This window comes from Mycobacterium sp. TY814, assembly GCF_030755175.1.
Taxonomy (GTDB): domain Bacteria; phylum Actinomycetota; class Actinomycetes; order Mycobacteriales; family Mycobacteriaceae; genus Mycobacterium.
Genome location: NZ_JAUFRY010000002.1, coordinates 830665 through 852033, shown reverse-complemented (window position 1 = coordinate 852033; position 21369 = coordinate 830665). Strand labels below are relative to the sequence as shown.

General features: G+C 67.1%; 21 protein-coding genes. 3 read left to right on the top strand and 18 right to left on the bottom strand.

Annotated features, from left to right (window positions below; genetic code table 11):
- Positions 1-6: 6 nt before the first annotated feature.
- Positions 7-894 (top strand): phosphoribulokinase, encoded by an 888-nt coding sequence (locus QXH22_RS17410; RefSeq protein WP_306239750.1) that lies wholly within the window; start codon positions 7-9, stop codon positions 892-894.
- Positions 895-1009: 115 nt separating this feature from the next.
- Here QXH22_RS17410 and QXH22_RS17405 read toward each other — a convergent pair whose 3' ends face one another.
- The 12 genes from QXH22_RS17405 to QXH22_RS17350 form a co-directional block, all read right to left on the bottom strand.
- A complete protein-coding gene (locus QXH22_RS17405) occupies positions 1010-2461 on the bottom strand; it encodes an NADH-quinone oxidoreductase subunit M (protein WP_306276449.1) in 1452 nt (483 codons plus the stop codon).
- Positions 2458-4335, bottom strand: a complete 1878-nt coding sequence (gene nuoL / locus QXH22_RS17400; protein ID WP_371934249.1) for an NADH-quinone oxidoreductase subunit L — start codon at positions 4333-4335, stop codon at positions 2458-2460. The genes QXH22_RS17405 and nuoL overlap by 4 nt, the downstream gene beginning before the upstream one ends.
- Entirely contained in the window at positions 4332-4472 is a 141-nt protein-coding gene (locus tag QXH22_RS17395; RefSeq protein WP_306239747.1) for a hypothetical protein, read from the bottom strand. The genes nuoL and QXH22_RS17395 overlap by 4 nt, the downstream gene beginning before the upstream one ends.
- Positions 4473-4560: 88 nt before the next feature.
- Positions 4561-5403 (bottom strand): hypothetical protein, encoded by an 843-nt coding sequence (locus QXH22_RS17390; RefSeq protein ID WP_306276448.1) that lies wholly within the window; start codon positions 5401-5403, stop codon positions 4561-4563.
- Complete coding sequence (locus QXH22_RS17385; protein ID WP_306239745.1) at positions 5400-6578, bottom strand: NHL repeat-containing protein; 1179 nt, start codon at positions 6576-6578, stop codon at positions 5400-5402. Before QXH22_RS17385 ends, QXH22_RS17390 begins: the two co-directional genes overlap by 4 nt.
- On the bottom strand, positions 6575-7444 hold the full coding sequence (locus tag QXH22_RS17380; protein WP_306276447.1) for a NifU family protein: 870 nt from the start codon (positions 7442-7444) through the stop codon (positions 6575-6577). Before QXH22_RS17380 ends, QXH22_RS17385 begins: the two co-directional genes overlap by 4 nt.
- Positions 7441-8682 carry a hypothetical protein gene (locus tag QXH22_RS17375; protein WP_306276445.1) on the bottom strand — a complete coding sequence of 414 codons (1242 nt, stop codon included), beginning with the start codon at positions 8680-8682 and terminating at the stop codon, positions 7441-7443. Before QXH22_RS17375 ends, QXH22_RS17380 begins: the two co-directional genes overlap by 4 nt.
- Positions 8683-8687: 5 nt before the next feature.
- A complete protein-coding gene (locus QXH22_RS17370; protein ID WP_306239742.1) occupies positions 8688-8963 on the bottom strand; it encodes a hypothetical protein in 276 nt (91 codons plus the stop codon).
- Positions 8964-8968: 5 nt separating this feature from the next.
- Positions 8969-9748, bottom strand: a complete 780-nt coding sequence (locus tag QXH22_RS17365) for a hydrogenase maturation protease (protein ID WP_371934276.1) — start codon at positions 9746-9748, stop codon at positions 8969-8971.
- Positions 9749-9825: 77 nt separating this feature from the next.
- The gene (locus QXH22_RS17360) at positions 9826-11433 is read right to left on the bottom strand and encodes a nickel-dependent hydrogenase large subunit (RefSeq protein ID WP_306276443.1); all 1608 of its coding nucleotides are present in this window, start codon (positions 11431-11433) and stop codon (positions 9826-9828) included.
- Between the two features lie 52 nt (positions 11434-11485).
- A complete protein-coding gene (locus QXH22_RS17355) occupies positions 11486-12457 on the bottom strand; it encodes a hydrogenase (RefSeq protein WP_055580998.1) in 972 nt (323 codons plus the stop codon).
- Positions 12458-12521: 64 nt separating this feature from the next.
- Positions 12522-13073 (bottom strand): DUF1641 domain-containing protein, encoded by a 552-nt coding sequence (locus QXH22_RS17350; RefSeq protein ID WP_306239739.1) that lies wholly within the window; start codon positions 13071-13073, stop codon positions 12522-12524.
- A 252-nt stretch (positions 13074-13325) separates the two neighbouring features.
- Here QXH22_RS17350 and QXH22_RS17345 point away from each other — a divergent pair, with 252 nt between their 5' ends.
- Positions 13326-14387, top strand: a complete 1062-nt coding sequence (locus QXH22_RS17345; RefSeq protein ID WP_306239738.1) for an AraC family transcriptional regulator — start codon at positions 13326-13328, stop codon at positions 14385-14387.
- 127 nt (positions 14388-14514) lie between these two features.
- Here the strand turns inward: QXH22_RS17345 and QXH22_RS17340 are convergent, their stop codons facing one another.
- Genes QXH22_RS17340 through QXH22_RS17325 form a run of 4 tightly spaced genes read right to left on the bottom strand, consistent with a single transcriptional unit; the run spans position 14515 to position 18234 of the window.
- On the bottom strand, positions 14515-15417 hold the full coding sequence (locus QXH22_RS17340) for a LysR family transcriptional regulator (RefSeq protein WP_306239737.1): 903 nt from the start codon (positions 15415-15417) through the stop codon (positions 14515-14517).
- On the bottom strand, positions 15414-16358 hold the full coding sequence (cbbX, locus tag QXH22_RS17335) for a CbbX protein (RefSeq protein ID WP_306239736.1): 945 nt from the start codon (positions 16356-16358) through the stop codon (positions 15414-15416). The genes QXH22_RS17340 and cbbX overlap by 4 nt, the downstream gene beginning before the upstream one ends.
- Positions 16355-16780 carry a ribulose bisphosphate carboxylase small subunit gene (locus QXH22_RS17330; protein WP_065134978.1) on the bottom strand — a complete coding sequence of 142 codons (426 nt, stop codon included), beginning with the start codon at positions 16778-16780 and terminating at the stop codon, positions 16355-16357. The genes cbbX and QXH22_RS17330 overlap by 4 nt, the downstream gene beginning before the upstream one ends.
- Before the next feature lie 23 nt (positions 16781-16803).
- On the bottom strand, positions 16804-18234 hold the full coding sequence (locus QXH22_RS17325; protein WP_306239735.1) for a form I ribulose bisphosphate carboxylase large subunit: 1431 nt from the start codon (positions 18232-18234) through the stop codon (positions 16804-16806).
- A gap of 150 nt (positions 18235-18384) precedes the next feature.
- On the opposite strand from QXH22_RS17325, the gene QXH22_RS17320 reads away from it, so the two are divergent.
- A complete protein-coding gene (locus QXH22_RS17320; protein ID WP_306239734.1) occupies positions 18385-19383 on the top strand; it encodes a class I fructose-bisphosphate aldolase in 999 nt (332 codons plus the stop codon).
- Here the strand turns inward: QXH22_RS17320 and QXH22_RS17315 are convergent.
- Both QXH22_RS17315 and QXH22_RS17310 read right to left on the bottom strand, forming a co-directional pair.
- Positions 19371-20558: a GAF domain-containing sensor histidine kinase gene (locus tag QXH22_RS17315; RefSeq protein ID WP_306276442.1), complete on the bottom strand. Its 1188-nt coding sequence runs from the start codon at positions 20556-20558 to the stop codon at positions 19371-19373. The two genes, QXH22_RS17320 and QXH22_RS17315, sit on opposite strands and share 13 nt — an antisense overlap.
- The gene (locus tag QXH22_RS17310) at positions 20555-21223 is read right to left on the bottom strand and encodes a response regulator transcription factor (RefSeq protein ID WP_306239731.1); all 669 of its coding nucleotides are present in this window, start codon (positions 21221-21223) and stop codon (positions 20555-20557) included. Before QXH22_RS17310 ends, QXH22_RS17315 begins: the two co-directional genes overlap by 4 nt.
- Positions 21224-21369: the final 146 nt, after the last annotated feature.

Here is a 21369-nt window from a genome sequence, read left to right as displayed (position 1 = left end):
ATCACCATGTCACGTCTGCACCCGATCATTTCCGTCACCGGCTCCTCGGGGGCCGGAACAACCTCAGTGATGCGGACTTTCGATCAGATCTTCCGCCGCGAAGACATCAACGTGGCGTTCGTCGAGGGCGACAGCTTCCACCGGTATGACCGGGTCGCGATGAAGGCCGCGATAGCCGATGCACACGCGCGCGGCGATCACACCTTCAGCCACTTCGGTCCGGAGTCCAATCTGTTCGAGGAGCTGCAAGACCTCTTCAAGACCTACGGCGAAACCGGAACCGGAAAGGTGCGCCGCTATCTCCACGACGAAAAAGAGGCCGAGCCGTTCGGGCAGCAACCGGGCACGTTCACGCCGTGGGAGGAGATCCCGGCGGACACCGACATGCTGTTCTACGAGGGGCTGCACGGTGCGATCGTCACCGATGAGGTCAACGTCGCCGCGCACGCCGACCTGCGGATCGGCGTGGTTCCGGTGATCAACCTGGAGTGGATCCAGAAGCTGCACCGCGACAAGGTGTCCCGTGGCTACACCTCCGAGGCTGTCACCGATACCATCCTGCGGCGGATGCCCGACTACGTGAACTACATGTGCACCCAGTTCTCCCACACCGATGTCAACTTCCAGCGGGTGCCCGTGGTGGACACCTCGAACCCGTTCATCGCCCGATCCATACCGACCGCCGACGAGTCGATGCTGATCATCCGATTCCGCGACCCGCACGGCATCGACTTTCCTTATCTGCTTGCCATGCTGCATGATTCGTTCATGTCGCGGCCGAACACCATCGTGTGTCCGGGCGGCAAGATGGATCTGGCGATGCAGCTGATCTTCACCCCGATGGTGCTGCGGCTACTCGAACGCCGCAGGGCGCAGTTGGCGGCGGCGCGCTAGCGGTACCTGAGGCCCGCGAGCAGTGTCCTGAGGCCCGCGAGCAGACGCAAAATCGCCGTGGAGCATGCGTTCCACGTGCGATTTTGCGTCTGCTCGCGCCCAGATCGCGCCGTGGCTAAGGGCCGGCGACAGTCTGTCCGATCGCCGGGTCGATGACGTCCAGCGCCGGCTTGGGATACACGCCCAGCACGATCAGCATGGCCAACAGGGGCACCACGACAGCCAGCTCCCGGGGCACCAGGTCACCCACCGCCTCTCTGCGCGGACCGGTCATGATCCGCTGGTAGAGCCACAGGATGTAGATCGCGGAGAGGACCAGCCCGGTCGCCGCCAGCACGGCGAACGCCGGATACCGGGCGAAAGTGCCGATCAGCACTAATAATTCGCTGACGAAGGGCGCCAGGCCGGGCAGCGCGAGTGAGGCCATGCCGGCGACGAGGAAGGTCCCGGCCAGCACCGGCGCCACCTGCTGCACCCCGCCGTAGTCGGCGATGAGCCGACTTCCGCTGCGCGAGACCAGAAATCCGGCAATCAGGAACAGGGCCGCGGTGGCCAGCCCGTGGTTGACCATGTACAGCGTTGCGCCGGACTGTCCCCGGCTGGTCATCGCGAAAATACCCAGCACAATGAACCCGAAGTGGCTGATCGAGGAGTAGGCGATCACGCGCATGATGTCGCTCTGCCCGATCGCCACCAGGGCACCGTAGACGATCCCGATCACGGCCAGCGCGATCACGAAGGGCCGGAACAGGACCGCGCTATCGGGGAAGAGCCGCAGGCAATAGCGCAGCATTCCGAACGTGCCGATCTTGTCGACGACGGCCATCATCAGTACCGCGGTCACCGGTGTCGCCTCGGTGACGACCCCGGGAAGCCAGGTGTGCAGCGGCCACAGCGGCGCCTTCACCGCGAAGGCCAGCAGGAAGCCGAGAAACAGCAGATGCATGACGTCGGGGTTGGCCACGATTGCGCCGGACGACATCCCGGCCACGATGATGCGCGAATCATACGTCCCACAAATCAGATTAAGGCCGATGAGCCCGGCTAGCATGAACAACCCGCCAGACAGGTTGTACAGCAGGAACTTCAGTGCGGTTCGCGGTGCCCCATCTCCCCCGTACCGGCCGATCAGGAAGTACATCGGGACCAGCATGGCCTCGAAGAACACGAAGAACAGCAACACATCCAACGCCACCAGGGCCACCAGCATCATCGACTCGACAACCAGCATCAGCGCCAGATACGTTCCGGGCCGGCCGGTGTCATTCCAGCCGGCGAGCAGCAGCAGCGGCATTAGCACGGTGGTCAATGCCACCAGCACCATCGCGACACCGTCGATCCCGACGATATAGCTCGCACCGAACGACTTGATCCAGGAATGACTTTCGACGAACTGATATCCCGGATCCGCCGCATCGAAGCGCGCCGCCAGCATGCCCACGATGACCAGTACCGCCGCCGAGGTACCAAGAGCGGCGTACTTGGCGGCGTTCGGCCTGCCGGTGGGTACCGCCGCCACCAGCCCGGCCCCGGCCAGCGGCGCCAACCACAGTGCGGTCAGGATCATGACGCGCTCCCCAGCGCGACACCCAGCAACAGTGCGGTGGCGCCGAAGAAGACGGTCAACGCGTACGAGCGCGCGAAACCGGTCTGCATCCGCCGAACACCCGTCGAGGTGTTGCCGATCAGCCGGGCGATGCCCTCGACAACACCGTCGATGCCCACCCGGTCCACGTCCACCATTGCCCGCGACAGACGCAGACCCGGCCGCATGAAGGCCGCCTCATTCATGTTGTCCCCGAACAGGTCATGACGTGCCGCGATCACCGCACCAGACGCCCACTCCGAAGCGCTCGTCCGCACCGGGCGGGCGACGTACGTGCGGACCGCGACGGCGATGCCGACGCCGACCGCGGCCAGGGTGAGCGCTGTGAGCGCCCACCCGGGCATGAATTGGTGCGCCTCTGCCGCATCGGCGGGATTGGTCACGGGTTGCAGCCAGTGCCGCAGGGTCCCATTCACCGCAAGCACCGCCCCACCGCCCACCGAACCGACTGCCAGGACCAGCATCGGCACGGTCATCACGGACGGGGATTCGTGCGGATGAGCATCCGGCTCCCAACGCTTTTCGCCGAAGAAGGTCATGACCATGACCCGGGTCATGTAGAAGGCCGTGATCCCGGCACCCAGCAGCGTCACGGTGCCGAGCAGCCAGTGTGTCGCGAACGCGGCTTCGATGATGGCGTCCTTGGAGAAGAACCCGGCCAGCGGCGGCACACCGATGATCGCCAGATAGCCGAGTCCGAAGGTGGCGAACGTGATCGGCATGGACCCGCGCAGACCACCGTAGCGGCGCATGTCTGTTTCGTCGTTCATGCCGTGCATCACCGATCCTGCGCCCAGGAACAGGCCCGCCTTGAAGAACCCGTGCGTGAGCAGATGCATGATCGCCACCGCGTAACCCGCCGTCCCCAGGCCGGCTGCCAGCACCATGTAGCCGATCTGGGACATCGTCGAGGCGGCCAACGCCTTCTTGATGTCATCCTTGGCGCACCCGATGATCGCGCCGGCCAGCAGCGTCACCGCACCCACGGTGACCACCGCGGTCCGGGCGGTCGGGGCCTGGTCGAACACCGGGCCCGAACGCACGATCAGGTACACCCCGGCGGTGACCATGGTGGCCGCGTGGATCAGCGCGCTGACCGGGGTGGGACCCTCCATCGCATCGCCGAGCCAGGACTGAAGGGGCACTTGAGCACTCTTGCCACACGCGGCCAGCAACAACGCCAACCCGATCGCGGTGACAGTGAACTCGGAGGCCGTCGGGGCCTGAGCGAAAACTCCTGCATAGGAGAGTGTTCCGCACTGCGCGTACATGATCATCAGTGCCAGAGCGAGTCCGACGTCGCCGACCCGGTTGACGATGAAAGCCTTCTTGGCGGCGGTGGCGGCCGTCGGCTTGTGAGACCAGAAGCCGATCAGCAGATAGGACGCCAAACCCACGCCCTCCCAGCCGAAGTACAGTCCGAGATAGTTGTCGGCCAGCACCAGCAGCAGCATGGCGGCCACGAAGAGGTTGAGGTAGCCGAAGAAGCGGCGACGGCCGGGGTCCTCGCGCATGTAGCCGATCGAGTAGACGTGGATCAACGCACCCACACCAGTGATGAGCAGCACGAAGCAGATGCTGAGCGCATCCACCCGCAGACCGAAGTCGACACCGAGCGACGGCACCCACGTGAACAGCGTTTCCTGGATCACACGGTCCGCCGGGGCGCGCCGCAACAGCTCGACGAAAAGCACTGCGCCCCAGCAGAAAGAGACCGCGACGGCCACGCATCCCAGCAGCGGCCCGCATGCGTTGGCGCGCCGACCGCCCAGCAGCAACACCACCGCGCCGGTCAACGGCAGCGCGATGAGCACCCACACAGCCACGGCGCTCAATGCCCCAGCAAGCCGGAGTCGTCCAGATCGGCGTGGTCGCGTTTGACCATAACGTTCATCGCCAGGCCCACGACCACCTCGAAACCGACCGCCCCCGCGATCGCCGCCACAACCATGATCAGAATAGAGAAGTTCACGCCTGACAGCGTGCGCGTCTGGCGCCTATCGGCTTAACCCCGAATCGGGGGATGCGCACGGTGATTGAGGGCCCGGTGTCAGCCCGAGTCAGCCCAGGCCCACTAAGCCCGGGTCGAACGTCGCCCTGGCCGTCACCGAGGTGGCAGCCGCCGCGACCACCACCCCGGCGTCGGCTTCGTGGCCTTTCGGGAAAACGATCTCGGCGCTGTCGGGTCCGTCGCGGTGCGCCATCAGCCAGTCGTACAGCAGCCAATCGACGGCACAGGTCACAGCCAGCGGATCGGCCTCGGCGCGCTGCGCCGCCGCGATGACGGACCGTAACGCTTCCAGGTGCTCTTTGCGAGCGGCGTCCTTGTTCACACCTGAGCTGTCGAACATGAGCATGGACAGTGTCAGCGGAAAGCGTTGGCCCGCTTCGGTTCGTACCACCCACCGACCACCCAGCCACGGTCGGTCCGGGTCCACCTGCAGCATCTCCCCGAATCCGCCCACCACGCCCAGGGTGGGCTCGTCGAGTTCCTGGTCGAGCGGCGCCGGGCCCAGCAGGCCGAGTGGCCGGCGGGCCCGGATGGAGAACAGCGCGGCGGTCCCGATGATCTTTCCGGCTCGCAGATCGGGCTGCAATCCGGCCAATTCGGTGGCCGCGGCGTACTCGAAACACAGCCGGTCCAGGGTGCGGTGCAGGTCAACCAGATCGTCGCGCTCGGTCGCGTCCGCGGGACCCCTTCCCCCGCCCAGGATGTCGCCGAAGCGCTCCGCGGCGATGATCAACGCGTCGTCGAGTGCTTCCAGGTGGGTGGCCACCAACCGGTCGGCCTCGTCGGCTTCGTCTTCCAGGGCCACCAATGCCTGCAGGGACGTGCGCCTGCCGGCTGGAGTGGCCCAGAAGAATCCGATCTGACCGTCGGACTGGACGATTCGCGGTCTCACCGCCGCCGCCAGAGCACCACGCGGTTGTTGCCGGAGTCCGAGACCGCAAGCCGGTCACCGCGCAGGGACAGGCCGTAGGGCCAACACAACGTGTCGCGCTGTACCGACGTCCAGCGGTTTTCCCCGTTGGATCCGAACCCCGGCTGGGCGAGAACGTGATCGGCGGCGCGCCCGTCGGTGGGTATCCCGTCCCACAACAGGATTCGGTTGTTCGCGGTGTCGGCGACGGCCAGGCGTTCGTGGTCCAGGCCGATGGCATAGGGAAAGCGGAACCGGTCGCCGGTATGCGGGCCGTACGGCCACTCGTCCGCGCTGGTGAAATCCGGCTGGCCCAGCAGGATGTCGGCGGGGCGGTCGGTGTCGGGAGCCGGCGTCCAGCCCAGGATGCGGTGGTTTCCGGCATCCGCGATCAACAGCAGGTCCTCGCGCCCGGCGATGTCGTGTGGCCAACGGAAGCTGGCGGGGCCGGGCACTTCTCCCCTGTTCTCCTCGCGGTGGGAAGGAGTCGGCTGTCCCAGCACCACGTCGGCCGGTTGTCCCGGATCCGGAATCCCGTGGCGCCAACCCAGCACCCGCCGGTTACCGGTGTCGGCCACCCAGAAGGTGCCCTCGATGATGGCGATGCCGAACGGCCAGTAGAACGAGGATGCGCCACACTCTCCGCCGGCATTGGGTTCGACGGCCGAGGCGTCGGATTGCCCGAGGACGACGTCCGGCGCGACGTCACTGGTGTCGGGAACGTTGTTCCACACCAGGATTCGATGGTGCCAAGCGTCGGCGACGATGAGCCGCCCGTCGTGCACCAGCACGCCGGTGGGCAGGTTCATGCCGCGTTCGGGTCCGCGGCCGCCGGCCGCGCGGCCTTCGGTCTCGCCGTCCGGCTGTCCCAGCACCACGTCGGCCGGTTGCTCGTCGTCGCATGGGATGCCGTGCCATACCAGCACGCGGTGGTTTCCGGAGTCGGCGACCACCAGATGCTCCTCGCCCAGGAAAACACCGCGCGGTGAATACATCCACGCCATGGTGGGTTTGGCCGCCGGCAGGCTCAAGCCGCCGGGGGCCGGCGCGCCCAGCCAGACCTCGGGCGACCAGCCGTCGGTGAGGTCGATGGTGGCGACGGGGTCGGTGCGCGGCGGCAGGGCTGAGATGTTGTGCCGGACGGTATAGCGGCTCATCCGCGCACTCGGACCCAGACGTCTCCGTCGTCGACCCGCAGCGGTAGTTGTTCGAGCTGCGCCCCGGGCGCACTGAGGCATTCCCCGGAGGTCGCGTCATAGCAGAAGCCGTGCCAGGGGCAGGTGAGGGTTCCGTTGCCCAGGTCGAGTATCGCATTGTCCAATGGCATTGCCTCGTGGGCACATTCGTTGCGGTATGCCGAAAGCCGATGCTGCACACTGACCACCAGCACGTCGGCGCTCTCGCCGGAGTCCGTGGTGAGGTTACGGACGGTGATGTCGCCGTCGGGAACGTCGGCGGCCGGACCGAGCCTGGCCCAGCCGTCCCGCGCAGGACCGATCCGCAACGCCTCCAGCGGGATCAAGGTCGGTGACGGCTCGTTCGGCAGCACCTCGACGGCGGTGATCGACGGCACCCCCTCGACCAATGCCTCCTGCACCAGGTTGCGCAGCGTCACCGACGACATCGAGCAGCCGTTGCAGGCTCCTTCCAGCCGCACGTAGGCGGTGCCGTCCTCGACGCGGACCAGGGTGACATCGCCGCCGTGGCTCTGCAATTGAGGTCGCACTGCGACCAGCACCCGGTTGGCGTGGGTCACCGGGTCCGGCCGGATGATCTCGTGCAGCGACAGCAGCAGGTGCACCACCGGGTCGTCGACCAACTCGAACAACACCGCACGAGCAGCCTCGTCGTCGCGCATGCGGCGCACGATGGTCACCAGTCCGGCACGATGGACCGCTTCCAGTGCGGCCTTGAGTTCCTCGGCGACGGCGCGGGCTTTCGGCTCGAGGTCGGCCAGCGCGGCGACCGCGTCGTCGACGCGTTTGGCCAGTTCCTCCAGACCGGGTTCCGCGACGGCGGTCATTGCTCGTCCCCGGAGCGCAGCAGCGCTGACTGTCGCGCGATCTCGTCCAGCACGCCGCGCACAGCCCGCACCGAATCGTGGTCTTGCTGTTCCTCGAACAGGAACCGCGCCTCGTACAACTTGGCCTTGGCCTGGTCGAAGATTCCGAGGTGGGCCAGCGCGTTGCCCTGGTTAGCCAGCACCCTGGCCCGGCCCAGCGGGTCGGTCTCGCGATCGCGCGCGGCAAGCACGCCTTCGTAGAGCTCCACCGCCTCCATCAGGTTGTCGGCCTGATGCTTCGACGGCGTGTAGACCAGGGAGTTGGCCAGATTCAGTTGGACGCTGGCCCACTGCTCGGGATACTCCTCGCGGGTGTACACCTTCAGCGCCGACCGCAGCGATTGCGCCGCCACACCGAGGCGCAGCTGTCCGGAAGCCTCCACCATCGGCATCGTCAGGTAAGCGGTCGCGAGGTTGGCATGCGCGGAGGCCCACAGCAGCGGTGCCTCATCCCGCAACACCAGCTGCAGCGTGGAGTGATAGTGCGGGATCGCCTGCGCCAGCAGCCCCGGATTGTCCTGCGCACGTTCGTGAATCATCCCGGCGACGGTGAGGTGCAGCTCGGCGCGCGCGATACGCAGACCTTCGGCGCCGTCGAGGAGCCGTAGCGCGCGTTCGAGCAGCTGTTGGGCCGACGGGTCGTTGAGGTCACGGCAGATCGATCCGGCCGCCGCGACCATGGTGCCCTCCAGGCACCGCGACACCGTCGCGGCGGCCTCGGCCGCGCGCTCGAGCAGAGCCCGGGCCTTGAGCGAATTACCCTCGGCCAGAGCATGACTCGCCTGGGCGGACAAGGCAACGGCGGCCAGTTCACCGGTGGCCTCATCGGCGTCGGGTGGGGTATCACGGTGGCCGATGGTGAACAGCACCAAGTCGACCAGCACCCCGAACTCGCCCAGATCGGTCCGCAGCGCGTCGGTGTCGACGCCCTCGGGTTGCAGGACGAACCGGTTGTAGCGGGTGACGGGATCCTCGGCGGTCAGGTGTAGCAGCGCCGCGTCGACGTCGCCGCCGTGCGCAAGTTCAAGTCCGCGAAGCTCTTCCGGCCAGCCGTCCGGCTCGCTGCCGTCCAGCAGCGCCGCGCGGACATCGTCGGCGCCGGCCGGGATCAGCAGATAGCCCAGCGGCAGCGGGAAGGCACCGAGCGGTTGCGGCCGGGTAGCCAGCGCTCCCCGGGCCAATTCAGGCGCTGTGGTCATGGCATTCACCCATTGATCGGTCCTCGGATATTGCGCTCGGCGGCGCGTTTGATCAGGCTTGCCGAGATCTCGGCGCGCCGCTTGGTGTGGTGGGTGTCGATGCGCCGCCGGACCACTCCGTCGGCAAACACCACGACGATCTCTACGGCCCAGCGGCCGTCTTCCTCCACGACTACGGTCTGAACGTCCAGCGCTTCGTCGGCCGAACTGTCGGCGCGGACAACCGTCGGCGGGCGCTCCGGCTCCTCCTGTTGCCCCCCGACGGTCGGACGCTCAGCCATCAGAATCACCCCGGCGGCTCCGGCGCGTCGCGCAGTCCGTCATGCAAGGGGATCCGCAGCGACTTCTGTGCATCGTCCCAGAATGCACCAGTCACGCCGACCCTGCCTTCGATCACCTCACGAATGAGCAGTGAGCGATCTCCGGCGGGGTTGCGTTGCTTCAACAGCAGACCGCCGCTGCGCGGCCCGCGCAGCGGAATCAACCAGAGATCGCCGTCGCGTACCACGGCGACCACGGCGTCGGACGGGAACCGGCTGGCGGCCAGCGACGCGTCCAGACGCAGGTAGCCGTCAGGGGTGAACTCGACGGTGACGTCGGTGTCCGGCGCCGGCCGCAGCTCGGCCAAGTACTCGGCTTCGATCCGGTCGATGACGAGTTCCATTGCTGCCTCGACGGTTTCGGACAGCTCGGCGCCGAGCTCCACGCCGGCCACCTCGATCAGGTAGACAGCGATGTCGGTGGGGCATTCGTCGCCGAGTGCCCAGCGGGCGAAGGCGATCGCATGGTCCCACCGGAAGGAATGGGTGTGCAGGCCCTGCAGGGGCGGCAGGTTCTCCAGCTCTTCGCCGGGCACCTTGAAGATGGTGCCGGGCGCCGAGCCGGTGGCCGCGGCGTCGATGATCACCACCCGCTGCGCGCCGCGCATCTGAAATGCCACATCCATGCCCGCGGTGCCGCCGTCGACCAGCTTCGCCCCGTCGGGAACGCCCCGCTCCCACAGATGCCGGACCAGAACGGGTCCGACGCCGTCGTCGCCGCGCAACAGGTTTCCGCACCCGATCACCAGGACCTCGCATCCCGGCGGGGCCAGGTCCTGGGTGTCGTCGGGGGCGCCCAGTCCGCAGTCGTATGCAGTCAGGATCACACCATCCCGTTGATGACGAACTTGGACAGTTCGCGTCCCGTCTTGCCGTCGTAGGCGTGCACGGTGCACACCAGGCAGGAGTCGAAGCTCCGCGCCACGTGTCCGAGTTCCACCGGGTCCTCCGGGTCGACGATCGGCGATCCCACCAGCGCGCTCTCGATCGGGCCGAGCACCTCGGAGCTGTCCCGCGGGCCGATGTTCCACGCGGTCGGGGTCACCACCTGGTAGTTCTTGATCTTGTTGTCTTCCAGCACAATCCAGTCCGACAGCGCGCCCCGGGCGGCCTCGGTGGAGCCGAAGCCCATGCCTTCGGCGTGCTCGACGGGCTTGGAGTAGAAGCTCTCCTTGAGGTTCAGCTGGTCCAGCCACTCGCGGGTCCACTTGTAGTACTTGGGGCCCTCGTGCATGCGAGCGAGCTGACGGACCATGACGCTGGGCCCGATCTTGTTGTACATGTCGACGAACAGCGGGTCGTTGTCCTGGTGCGCGGCCGCATTGGGACCACCGGCGGCCATCCGGCGGGCCAGGGGCCCAGCCTCCAACGGGATGTTGCCCAGATCGCCGACCGCGTAGCGCGGCGACTTGGCCCAGCTGTACTTGCCCTGCTTGCGGCCCTGTTCGGGGTCGATCGGGATGGTCTCGCCCTCGAACGGGTGCAGCGGCCGGCTGCCCTCGTAGAACGAGTGCGTGACGTCCTCGCGAACGTTGGCCTGGTCGAATTCGTGCCACTGACCTTTGGCGTACACACCGGAGCGGCCGATCAGCGCGGCGTTGCGCCCGGCGATGGTCGGGTTCTCGTACAGCGACGGGTCGAAGTACGTACCGGTCGAGATGTAGTTGCCCACGCCGGCGCCGTACTTGTCCAGGCCGACGTCCAGGCAGTAGCGGATGAAGAAGCCGCAGTCGCTGTTGTATTGCGACTCGTTCTCGTCCACCCAGGCCAGCACGTCATCCCAGGTCTTGTTCTCCAGCCAGCGGTCGATGCTGCAGCCCAGCCAGCGGCCCTCCAGCCAGTTGTCCTTCCAGTGCTCCAGAATCGAGATGGACCGAGTGACATCGGAAAGCGTTGGCGCACACATGACTCCGCCGGGCACCATGAAGCTGGAGTGCGGCCACTGACCACCGAAGATCGCGTACACCTCGACGGGCTTGTTCGAAAGCACTACGCCCGGTTGGTAACTCGTGCCCACGTAGGGTGCGAAACGGCGGACCGCCTCGTCGTACAGCTTGGATTTGGCGTAGTTCTTGTTGGTCAGGTCGATCGCGAACAGCGCATAGAAGTAGCGCGGAATCGACTGCAGCGTCTCGCACGCCTGACAGATGTTGCGGACCAGGGTCGCGTTGGGCGGCATGTGCGTCCGCCAGGCGGTGTCCAGCGCGTACGCGGACTTGTACAGGTGGCTGCCACCGCAGATGCCGCAGATGCGCGGACAAACGATGAGGCCGGCCTGCGGGTCCTTGCCCCGCAGGATGATCTCGAAGCCGCGGAACATCGCCGCCTCGGTCCAGGCCGAAGTGACGACACCGTCCTCGACGGTGACGCGCACGTCGAGGTCTCCCTCGACGCGGCCCAGCGGGCTGACATACAGGTCGAGCGCGGTCATGAATCCTCCCAAATGATTTCGTGCACTACCAGGGCTGTTGGCGTGCTGGTCGTCAGACCACGAACATGTCTTCTTTGGACCATTGCGGTGCCGCGATCCGCGCGGCCGCGGCGTGTGCCATGTAGGTGAGGTGGTCCGAGCCCTCGGGCACTTCCTTGGGGATCATGCCGCTGACCTTCTGGGTCTTGAACACGGTTCCCGGCGCCAGGTCGAAGTGCGGGAACTCCGGCTCGGTGCAGCCCAGGCACGGCATGCCGGCACGGGTCTTCGAGGATTGGCGGTTCCACAGGATGCGGTTGCACGGCGAGTGGGTCATCGGGCCGCGGCAGCCGAATTCGTAGAACAGGCAACCGGTGCGGGTGCCCTCGCCGAACGACATCGTCGACTGCTTGTACTCGAAGAATTGCACTCGGGTGCAACCGGTTTGGGTGAATGTCTTGAAGAACGTCTCAGGCCGGTGCAACTCGTCGAGGGTGATGTCACCGGCCCGCCCGGTGGCCAGCGCGACGATGATCTGGGTGATCCAGTCCGGGTGTGCGGGGCAGCCCGGGATGTTGATCACCGGCAGGCCCATCTTGGACCGGAAGTCCGGCCCCAGGAAGCCGCCCTTCTCCCGCTTGTGGAACTGCAGGCCCGTCGACGCCGACGGGTTGGGCTCCATGGCCGGGATGCCACCGAAGCACGCGCAGTCGCCGATGGCGACCACGATCTGGGCCGCGGCGGCCAGGTCGGTGACCCAGTCCTTCATCGCGCGGTCGGCGAACATGTCCATCCGGCCGGTGCCGTTGGGTGCCTCGATGACGGTGCCCTCGAACACGAAGATGTCCAGCGGGCGCTCCCCTTTGGCGCAGTCCCAGAACACCTTCTGCGCGTTCTTGCCGAGTTCGAGGCCCAGGGACGGGTGCCACAACAGATCGAGCCCGAAATCGACGATCAAATCGACGACATTGGGCTCTTCGGCATTGAGAAATGACATGGTATTACCGCTACATGCCCCGCCCTGAAACCATAAAACGGAAGCCATAGGAACTCCTCTCGAATAGCGGCCGAGGGCGCGACCACGTTTTTATTAGATGAAAAGTTTTTTGTTATTTCGGTAGTTGCCGACCGAATGCCCGGGCTACCTGAATCAGGAATCCCAGGCCACGGTTGATGTCTTTGTCCTTGCTGACCTTCCACAGCCCGAACAGGCCCTTCGGCCCACCCGGGTCGGCTGCCGCCGCCGCCTTGCCTTCGACGAGTGCCTCGCCCAGGTCGGCGAGAACGTCGGCGGCCTGCGGGTCTACCAGGGGCGAGTTGAGGATCTTGTTCAACGTGGGTGCCGCGGCCACCAACGCCGACGCCAGCGATGCCAGCGTCGCCGCCAGCGCCTGCACGTCCACCGACCCCAACTCGGCCTTCACCTCGTCGAAGCCGGGAACCGTCAACGAGGCACCCCGGATCTCGCCGACGGCCGAGGCCACCGACTCGCTGATCTGGTCACCGCGTCGCACCAGGCCGTCGAGGCCGGTCACCAGGATCGCCAACAGGTCGGCGTGGTCGAGCAGGCTGTTGAGCGACGCGGCGATCGCGGGGTCGTCAAGCCGGTCACGAAGCTGGTCGCCCGGCGAGAGCGCGACAACCTGACCGTTTGCCGACATGGGAACCTCCTAAGCGAATCGGGCGGGCTTGGTCCCGATTACCTGTGGCCTCGATCACAAACTAGCCGCCGGTTCGAACTCTGCCTATCGCTTTCGCGCAGCAGCTGTCAGGATTGCGAACAGTTAAGCGCGTTGGCGCGCGCTCGGCCACCGAGAGGCTTGCATGATCGCCACCGATTCTTTAATGAACGGTTCACGGTCGCGGTGGCCGCTGCCAGGGGGTTTACCTGCCCTTTACCGGGGTGATCGCCGATGTCGCGGCTGACCCGACTCGGGTATATCGACGTCCGCCGGACCTCCAATCCGGTGCGCCGCAAGGTGCGCTCGCGTGGTGTCCCGCCGGCGCTGGCGGACAACGAGATCTTCTATACGGAGAATCCGACGGAGGCCATGCGACTGATGGCCAAGGCATTGGCTCCGCTGTCTCTCCACGTCGGCCCAGAGGACACCGACGGGTTTGCTGCGACCATGCACGGGGTGCGCCTGCGCAACGTGAGCATGCTCTATCTCGACGTCCATGTGGCGGCGACCGTCGACATCCCGGCACTGGGTCAGTACTTCGGGGTGCACATGCCGATGAACGGCCGCGCCCTGGTGGACCACCGCGGTCACAGCTTCGAGGCGAACACGATCCGGGCGCTGGTCACCAGTCCCGGCGAAGCGCTGCGCGTCCAGTTCGACGTCGACTCTCCGCAGCTGCTGATCAGGATCGAACAGCGCGCGATGGCCGCACATCTCACCCGGCTGCTCGGCCGCAGTCTGACCAAGCCGCTGGAGTTCGATCCCGAATTCGACCTCGCGACCGAAGCCGCGATGCGCTGGCACACCGCGGTGCAGCTGATCCACAGCGAGGTCTTCCACCCCGGTTCGCTGATCCAGCGCGGACAGGGCATCGGCGCGATCGAGGAGCTGGTGATGAGCACGCTGCTGCAATTGCAGCCGTCCAACTACTACGAGGAGTTCCTGCAGCCCGTACAGCCGGATCCGCGCCGCGTGGTGGTCCACGACGCGATGAACTACATCGACGACCACCTGGCCGAGCGCATCACGATGGACGACCTGGCCAAGGCGGTGCACATGAGCGTCCGGTCGATCCAGCAAGGCTTCCGCGAGGAGCTCAATATGACGCCGATGACCTACGTCCGGGAGCGCCGGCTGGAGCGGGTGCATGAGGAGCTGATGGACGCCATGCCCTCCGACGGCGTGACCGTCACCGCGGTGGCGGAACGCTGGGGGTTCAACCACCTGGGCAGTTTCGCCGTGGAATACCGCAAACGGTGGGGTGAGGCGCCGTCGGAGACGCTGCGGCGTTAAAAGTTCGGCCCTCGAACGCCGCCGAGACTGACACCACGCACACCCGCCGCGGCGTGTCGTGTGCGTGGTGTCAGTGTCGCGGGGAGAACCGGAGGCGCGAGTGTCGCGCGACTCGGCGCGGGCCGGGCTAGGACGCGCGCCGCACCGCGCTGACCTGCCGCCAGCCCAACTCCTGATGCGACACCAGGTGTCTGATCAGCAGCTCGGTGGCCATCGGCGGGGTCGGCTGGCTGACCACATGCCAGGGCCGCTTGATCGGCGTGCCCGGCACCGGCAACTCGACCAGCGCGCCGGAGTCCAGTTCCCGCTGGACCGCCTGCCGCGACACCAGGGTCACCCCGAGGCCGGCGACGGCCGCCGACACCACCGCGCCGTGCGATCCGAGCACCAGCTGCGGCGGTGCGACGTCGAGGTCCTCGAGCAATGTCATCAGCGTCGAGCGGGTGCCCGAACCCTGCTCACGCAGCAGCCAGGTGGCCGCCGCCGGGACGAACCCGTCGGCAACCGACGGGCAGCCCACCACGATCAGCGTGTTCGGGCTGACCGCCCTGACCCGGACCTTGCTGCGCAACTCCTCCGGCGGGCGTCCGGCGAAAACCAGGTCGACCTCGTGCCGGGACAACATCGGCCACAGCGCGCTGCGCGCGGCCACCTCGACGTGTAACACCACGCCGGGATGCTCGGCCCGGAAAGAGGCCAGAGCCGCCGGGATCAACAACTCCCCGGCCGATGTCACCGCGGCCAGCCGGATCGACCCGTTCTCCGGGTCCGCCTCGCCGCGTGCGGCCAGGATCGCCTCGTCGTGCAGGCCGAGGATGCGCCGCGCGTACTCGACGTAGCGGAGACCCGCCGGTGTGAGTCGCACACCCCGGCCATGCCGGTCGACCAGCGTGATCCCGATGTCCTGGCTCAGCGCTCGCAGCGCCGAGGAGATGGACGACTCGGTGACCACCAGGCGCTCCGCGGCCCCCCGCACCGAGCCGGTGTCGGCCACCTCGACGAGGGCCCGCAAACGCGCGTTGGTGGTCATGCGCTCTCCCGTGTCTCGAACACCCGACTGGCCAACAGGTCTACCGCCTCGATCGTGGTCAGCTCGGCCAGGCCGACCGGCGTGTCCGCGTCGGCCAGTAATCGGCGCGCGTGGCGCAGCCGGGCTCGCTCGAGGGCGTTGCGCACGCTGCGGGCATTGGCGAACCACGGCTGGTCGCGGCGCCGGTGCAGATACTGGTGCAGCACCGCGCGGGCCTCGTCGGAGAACCGGTAGCCCAGCCCGTCGATCATCAGCCCGGCGATGTCCTCGAGCTCGCCGACCGTGTAATCCGGGAAGGTGATGTGGTGGGCGATGCGGCTCTGCATTCCCGGGTTGGCGGAGAAGAACTGGTCCATCTTGTCGGCGTAGCCGGCCAGGATCACCACCAGGTCGTCGCGGTTGTTCTCCATCACCTGCAGCAGGATCTCGATGGCCTCGCCGCCGTAATCGCGCTCGTTCTCGACCTTGTAGAGGTAGTAGGCCTCGTCGATGAATAACACTCCGCCCATCGCCCGCTTGATGACGTCCTTGGTCTTCGGGGCGGTGTGCCCCACGTATTCGCCGACCAGGTCGTCGCGGGTGACGCTGACGAGATGCCCACGGCGCAGGTAACCGAGCCGGTGCAGCAGGTCGGCCATCCGCATCGCCACGGTGGTCTTGCCGGTGCCCGGATTGCCGGTGAAGCACATGTGCAGCGTCGGCTGTGCGGTCTGCACGCCGAAGCGTTCCCGCATGCGGTCGACCAGCAGCAGCGCCGCGATCTCGGCGATGCGGGTCTTCACCGGCTCCAGGCCGACCAGCTCGCGGTCCAGCCCGGACAGCACCTCGTCCACACCCGAGGTGGCCCGGGCCGCCGCCAGATCGACGACGGCATCCGGGTCCAGGATTTCGGGTTCCGGCTCCGCGACCGTGGCCCCGGGCCGGTAACCGAACGCGGTCATGACGACTCGTACCGCTGCCCGCTCGGGCGCTCGGTGGCGTAGGCGAAGGTGCTGTAGCCGATCTGCCGGTTGGCCCGCTCGGCACGGTCCAGCCGGAAGCCGGGCTCCTCGGCCGGGCGGTTGACGATGAACGACAGCGCCGTCGTCTGCCTGCCCAAGCTCGCGTCATATGCGTTGAGACGGATGTAGCTGTTCGGGTTGGCCGCCCGGCACGCGTTGACCTCGAGCAGCACGCCTGCGGCGTCCTTGAGGTCGAACATCGGCAGGCCCCACATCTCCCAGTAGATGTTGCGCGGGTGGGGATCGTCGGTGAACTCCACCGACAGCGGCCAGTCGTGGTCGAGCGCGTAGTTGATCTGCGCGGTGATCTCTTCGTCGGTGAAGTCGGGCAAGTACGAGAAGGTGCCCTGGGTGATTCGCATAGCGAGCTCCTTGCTTGAACGGGTCAGACCCGGGTCGGCGTCGCGACGACGTCGGGGGTGTCGGTGGATTCGTAGTTGAAGGTGATGTCGCCCCAAGTGGCCAGCGCGGTGTCCAGCGCGCGGTTGCGGGAGGCGGCCTTCTTCAGGATGTCGGGACCCTCGTGGTAGTAGTCGCGGCCCTCGTTGCGGGCTTTGATCATGGCTTCCAGCGCGACCCGGTTGGCTTCGGCGCCGGCGGCGATGCCCATCGGGTGCCCGATCGTGCCGCCGCCGAACTGCAGCACCACGTCCTCGCCCAGGTAGTGGATGAGTTGGTGCATCTGGCCGGCGTGGATGCCGCCCGAGGCGACCGGCATGACGCCGGGCATCGACGCCCACTCCTGGTCGAAGTACAGGCCCTTGACCGGGTCGGCTTTGACGCTGTCCAGGCGCAGCGTGTCGTAGAAGCCGGCGGTGGTGTTGGGGTCGCCTTCGAGCTTGCCGACGACGGTGCCGGCGTGGATGTGGTCGACGCCGGCCAGCCGCATCCACTTCGAGATGACCCGGAAGCTGACGCCGTGCGTCTTCTGCCGGGTGTAAGTGCCGTGCCCGGCGCGGTGCAGGTGCAGGATGACGCCGTTGTCGCGGGCCCACTTGGCCATCGACTGAATCGCGGTGTAGCCGATCGTCAGGTCGATCATCACGATCACCGAGCCCAGTTCGGCGGCGAAGTTCGCCCGCTCGTACATCTCCTCCATGGTTCCGGCGGTGATGTTGAGGTAGTGCCCCTTGATCTCGCCGGTGGCGGCCTGTGCCCGGTTGACGGCTTCCATGCAGAACAGGAAGCGGTCGCGCCAGCGCATGAACGGCTGGGAGTTGATGTTCTCGTCGTCCTTGGTGAAGTCCAGCCCACCGCGCAAGGCTTCGTAGACCACCCGGCCGTAGTTGCGGGCGGAGAGGCCCAACTTGGGTTTGGTGGTGGCGCCCAGCAGCGGCCGGCCGAACTTGCCCAGGTGTTCACGCTCCATCACGATGCCGTGCGCGGGTCCCTGGAAGGTCTTGACGTAGTGGGTCGGAATTCGCATGTCCTCCAGGCGCAGCGCCTTGAGCGGCTTGAACCCGAACACGTTGCCGATGATCGAGCTGGTCAGGTTGGCGATCGAGCCCTCCTCGAACAGGTCAAGGTCGTAGGCGATCCAGGCGATCCACTGCCCGGGCGTGTTCGGCACCGCGTCGACGCGGTAGCACTTGGCCTGGTAGTGCTCGAAGGTGGTGAGCCGGTCGGTCCACACCACCGTCCAGGTCGCGGTGCTCGATTCGCCGGCGACGGCCGCTCCGGCCTCCTCGGGGGGAACACCCTCCTGCGGAGTGATCCGGAAGGCACACAACACGTCGGTGTCCTTCGGCACGTAGTCCGGCTGCCAGTAGCCCATTTCTGCGTACGGGATGACTCCCGCGTTCCATCTCTGTGTCATGGCTCGAAATCGTGTCAGCGCGATACTGAAGCTGTCTATCGAGAATAGGCCATCAATCATCAAGTAAATAGTTAAGTGTTGTTGCTACCCCCGCCGGTTCCACCGTTCGGGTGAGGACCGGTTGCCCGCGTGGTTCCTACGGTGTGCCGCATGAACGCATGCAGAACGATCGCCCGGGCCATGACCGCACCTGGCAAAGGAATTCTGGCCGCCGACGAGAGCGTCGCGACCATGTCCAGCCGGCTGGAGCAGGCGGGTGTCACCGCCACCGCCGACAGCCGGCGCACCTACCGCGAGATCCTGGCCAGCACACCGGGCCTGGCCGCCGGGGTTTCCGGAATCATCTTCTGCGAGGAGACCCTCGCCCAGGTGTTCAGCGACGGGCGACCGTTCGCTCAGGCGGTCCGCGACCTGGGCATGCTGCCCGGGATCAAGGTCGACACCGGCGCCAAGCCGTGCCCCGGTCTGCCCGGCGAGACAGTCACCGAGGGTTTGGACGGCCTACCGGGCCGGCTCGCGCGGTACGCGAAGATGGGCGCCGCGTTCGCCAAATGGCGCGCGGTGTTCACCATCAGCGACGACACCCCGAGCTGGGGCGCGATCGCCTGCAATGCCAATGCGCTGGCCCGCTACGCCGCGGCCTGCCAGGAAGCCGGCATCGTGCCGATCGTCGAGCCGGAGGTGCTGATGACCGGTGACCACGGCATCGAGCGGTGCGCCGAGGTGACCGCCAGTGTGCATGCCGCCGTGCGTCAGCAGCTCGGCCTGCTGCGGGTGGACCTGGGCGGCATCGTGCTGAAACCCAACATGGTGATCGAAGGTGAGGACCACCCGGTGCAGGCCACCGCCGAGCAGGTGGCCGAGGCGACGGTCTCGGTGCTGCGTGCCTGGCCAGGCGAGCTGGCCGGCGTTGCGTTCCTGTCCGGCGGGCAGTCGCCGCAGCGCGCCACGGCAAACCTCACCGCGCTGCAGGCCCATCGCACACCGTGGCCGCTGACGTTCTCCTTCGGCCGGGCACTGGTGTCGCCGGCGCTCACGGCGTGGCGCGGGGACGAACTGAAGATCGCCGCAGCGCAGGACGCGCTGTCCAGCCATGTCAGCGCGAACGCGGCGGCCCTGCGGCTGCGCGGCGAGCTTCAGCCCGCCTGACCCGCCAGCGGCACGGTCACCGTCACCGTGGTGCCCGATCCCGGCGTGGACCGCACCGCCAACCGGCCGCCCACCAGCTCCGCGCGCTCTGTCATCGACAGCATCCCGTAGCTGGTGGGCGCCCGGCCGGGAGACGGCGTGAAACCCACACCGTCGTCGGCAACCTGCAGGCGGGCCTCGCCGTCGGACACCGCGAATCGCACCGTGGCCGTCATCGCCCGGGAGTGCTTGACGACGTTCTGCAGGCACTCCTGCGCGATGCGGTACAACGCCACCTCGACGTGTTCGGACAGCCGCTCGTCGGCCAGTTCGAGATCCAGGTCGACCTCCGGGATCGTCGAGGCCAGGCTGGCCAGGCCGCCGGCCAGGCCGAGGTCGTCCAGGACGGGTGGCCGCAGGCCGCCGATCGCCGAACGCGCCTCGGCCAGCGTGAGATCGACCAGGTCGCGGGCCTTCTCCAGCTGCTCGGTGGCCTCGGCGGAGTCGTCGATCTCGACGGCGCGAGCGGCGGCGTCGAGCCGGTAGCTCAGGCTGACCAGCCGCTGACTGATCCCGTCGTGGATGTCGCCGGCCAGTCGCCGCCGTTCGGATTCCTGCGCCGCGATCACCTGCTCGGCGAAGTTGCCGTGCACTCGCTCTTTGGCCGCCAGCTGCCGGTGCACCCGGGCCTGGTCGAGCGCGCCGGCGGTCAGGCGGCCGATAGCCGACAGCAGCTGGATGTCGCGTTCGGTGAAGTCCCGGCGGGCCACCGTGTGCACGTTCAGGACGCCGACGAGCCGGCCCAGCCCGGTCTCCATCGGGACCGACGCCATCGAGGTGAAGTCCGAGCCGCGCAACGCCGGGATCGGAACGTAGCGCGGGTCCTCGTCCTTGCCGCTGGTGATGACGACCGGTTCGCGGTGCTGCGCCACCCAGCCCGAGACGCCCTCACCCAGTCGCAGCTGGACCTGTCCGATGTGTTCGTCGAACGGCGGCGTGGCACCGGCCAGCGTGAGCGAGCCGCCGGAGTCGTCCAGCACGTGCACGAAGCACACGTCGGACGCGGTGGCCGTGGTGATGAGCCGCGCGACGGCCGCCGCCACGGGCTCGACCGCCGGCCCGCTGCCGGTCGCGGCGACGATGTCGAGCAGCAGCGCCACCTCGCGGTCGGCGTCCACCAGGCCGCGCACGTTCACTGGTAGATCCCCTCGCGCAGCGCGACGGCGACGGCGGCGGTGCGGTCGCTGACGCCCAGCTTCCGGTAGATCGAGCGCAGGTGGCTCTTCACCGTCTCGTCGCCGATGACGAGTTTGCTGGCAATGCCGCGATTGGACAGGCCGGCGACCACGAACGACAGAATCTCGCTCTCCCGCTGGCTCAGTCCCTGGCGTGCTCCCGGCCAGAATTCGTCGCGCTGCAGACGGGCGGCCGTGTCGGCGGCGCGCGCCGCCAGGCCGGCGTCGATGGCGGTCGAACCACCCTGGACGTACTCGAGTTGGCGCACCAGTTCGTCGCTGCTGATCCCCTTGAGCAGATACCCGGACGCCCCCACCCGCAACGCCTGGAACAGGTACTGCTCGTCCTCGTAGACCGACAGCAGGATCACCTTGGAGGCCGGGTTACGTTCGCGAATCGTGCGACACAGATCCAGCCCGCTGGCACCCTGCATGCGCACGTCGCACAGCACGATATCGGGCTGCAGGCTCTCGATGACGCCGATCGCGTTCTCGGCGCCGACCGCCTCCCCGACTACTCGCACCCGGTTCTTGAACGACGCGAGCATGGCCTTGAGACCCTCGATGACCATTTCATGGTCGTCCACCAATACGACGCGAACAGGTGTCGCAGTTACCACCGTCATGCAGTAACGATAAAGGCAATAGCAACCTTTTATTCCGTCGAGTGTGAATTGCCCGACGCGACACGCCGGTGAAACGTCGTGCCTTCCACACTCGCCGGCCGCAACACCCCCGAATTACCCCCGCGATGGGGGATTCGGCGAGCGCC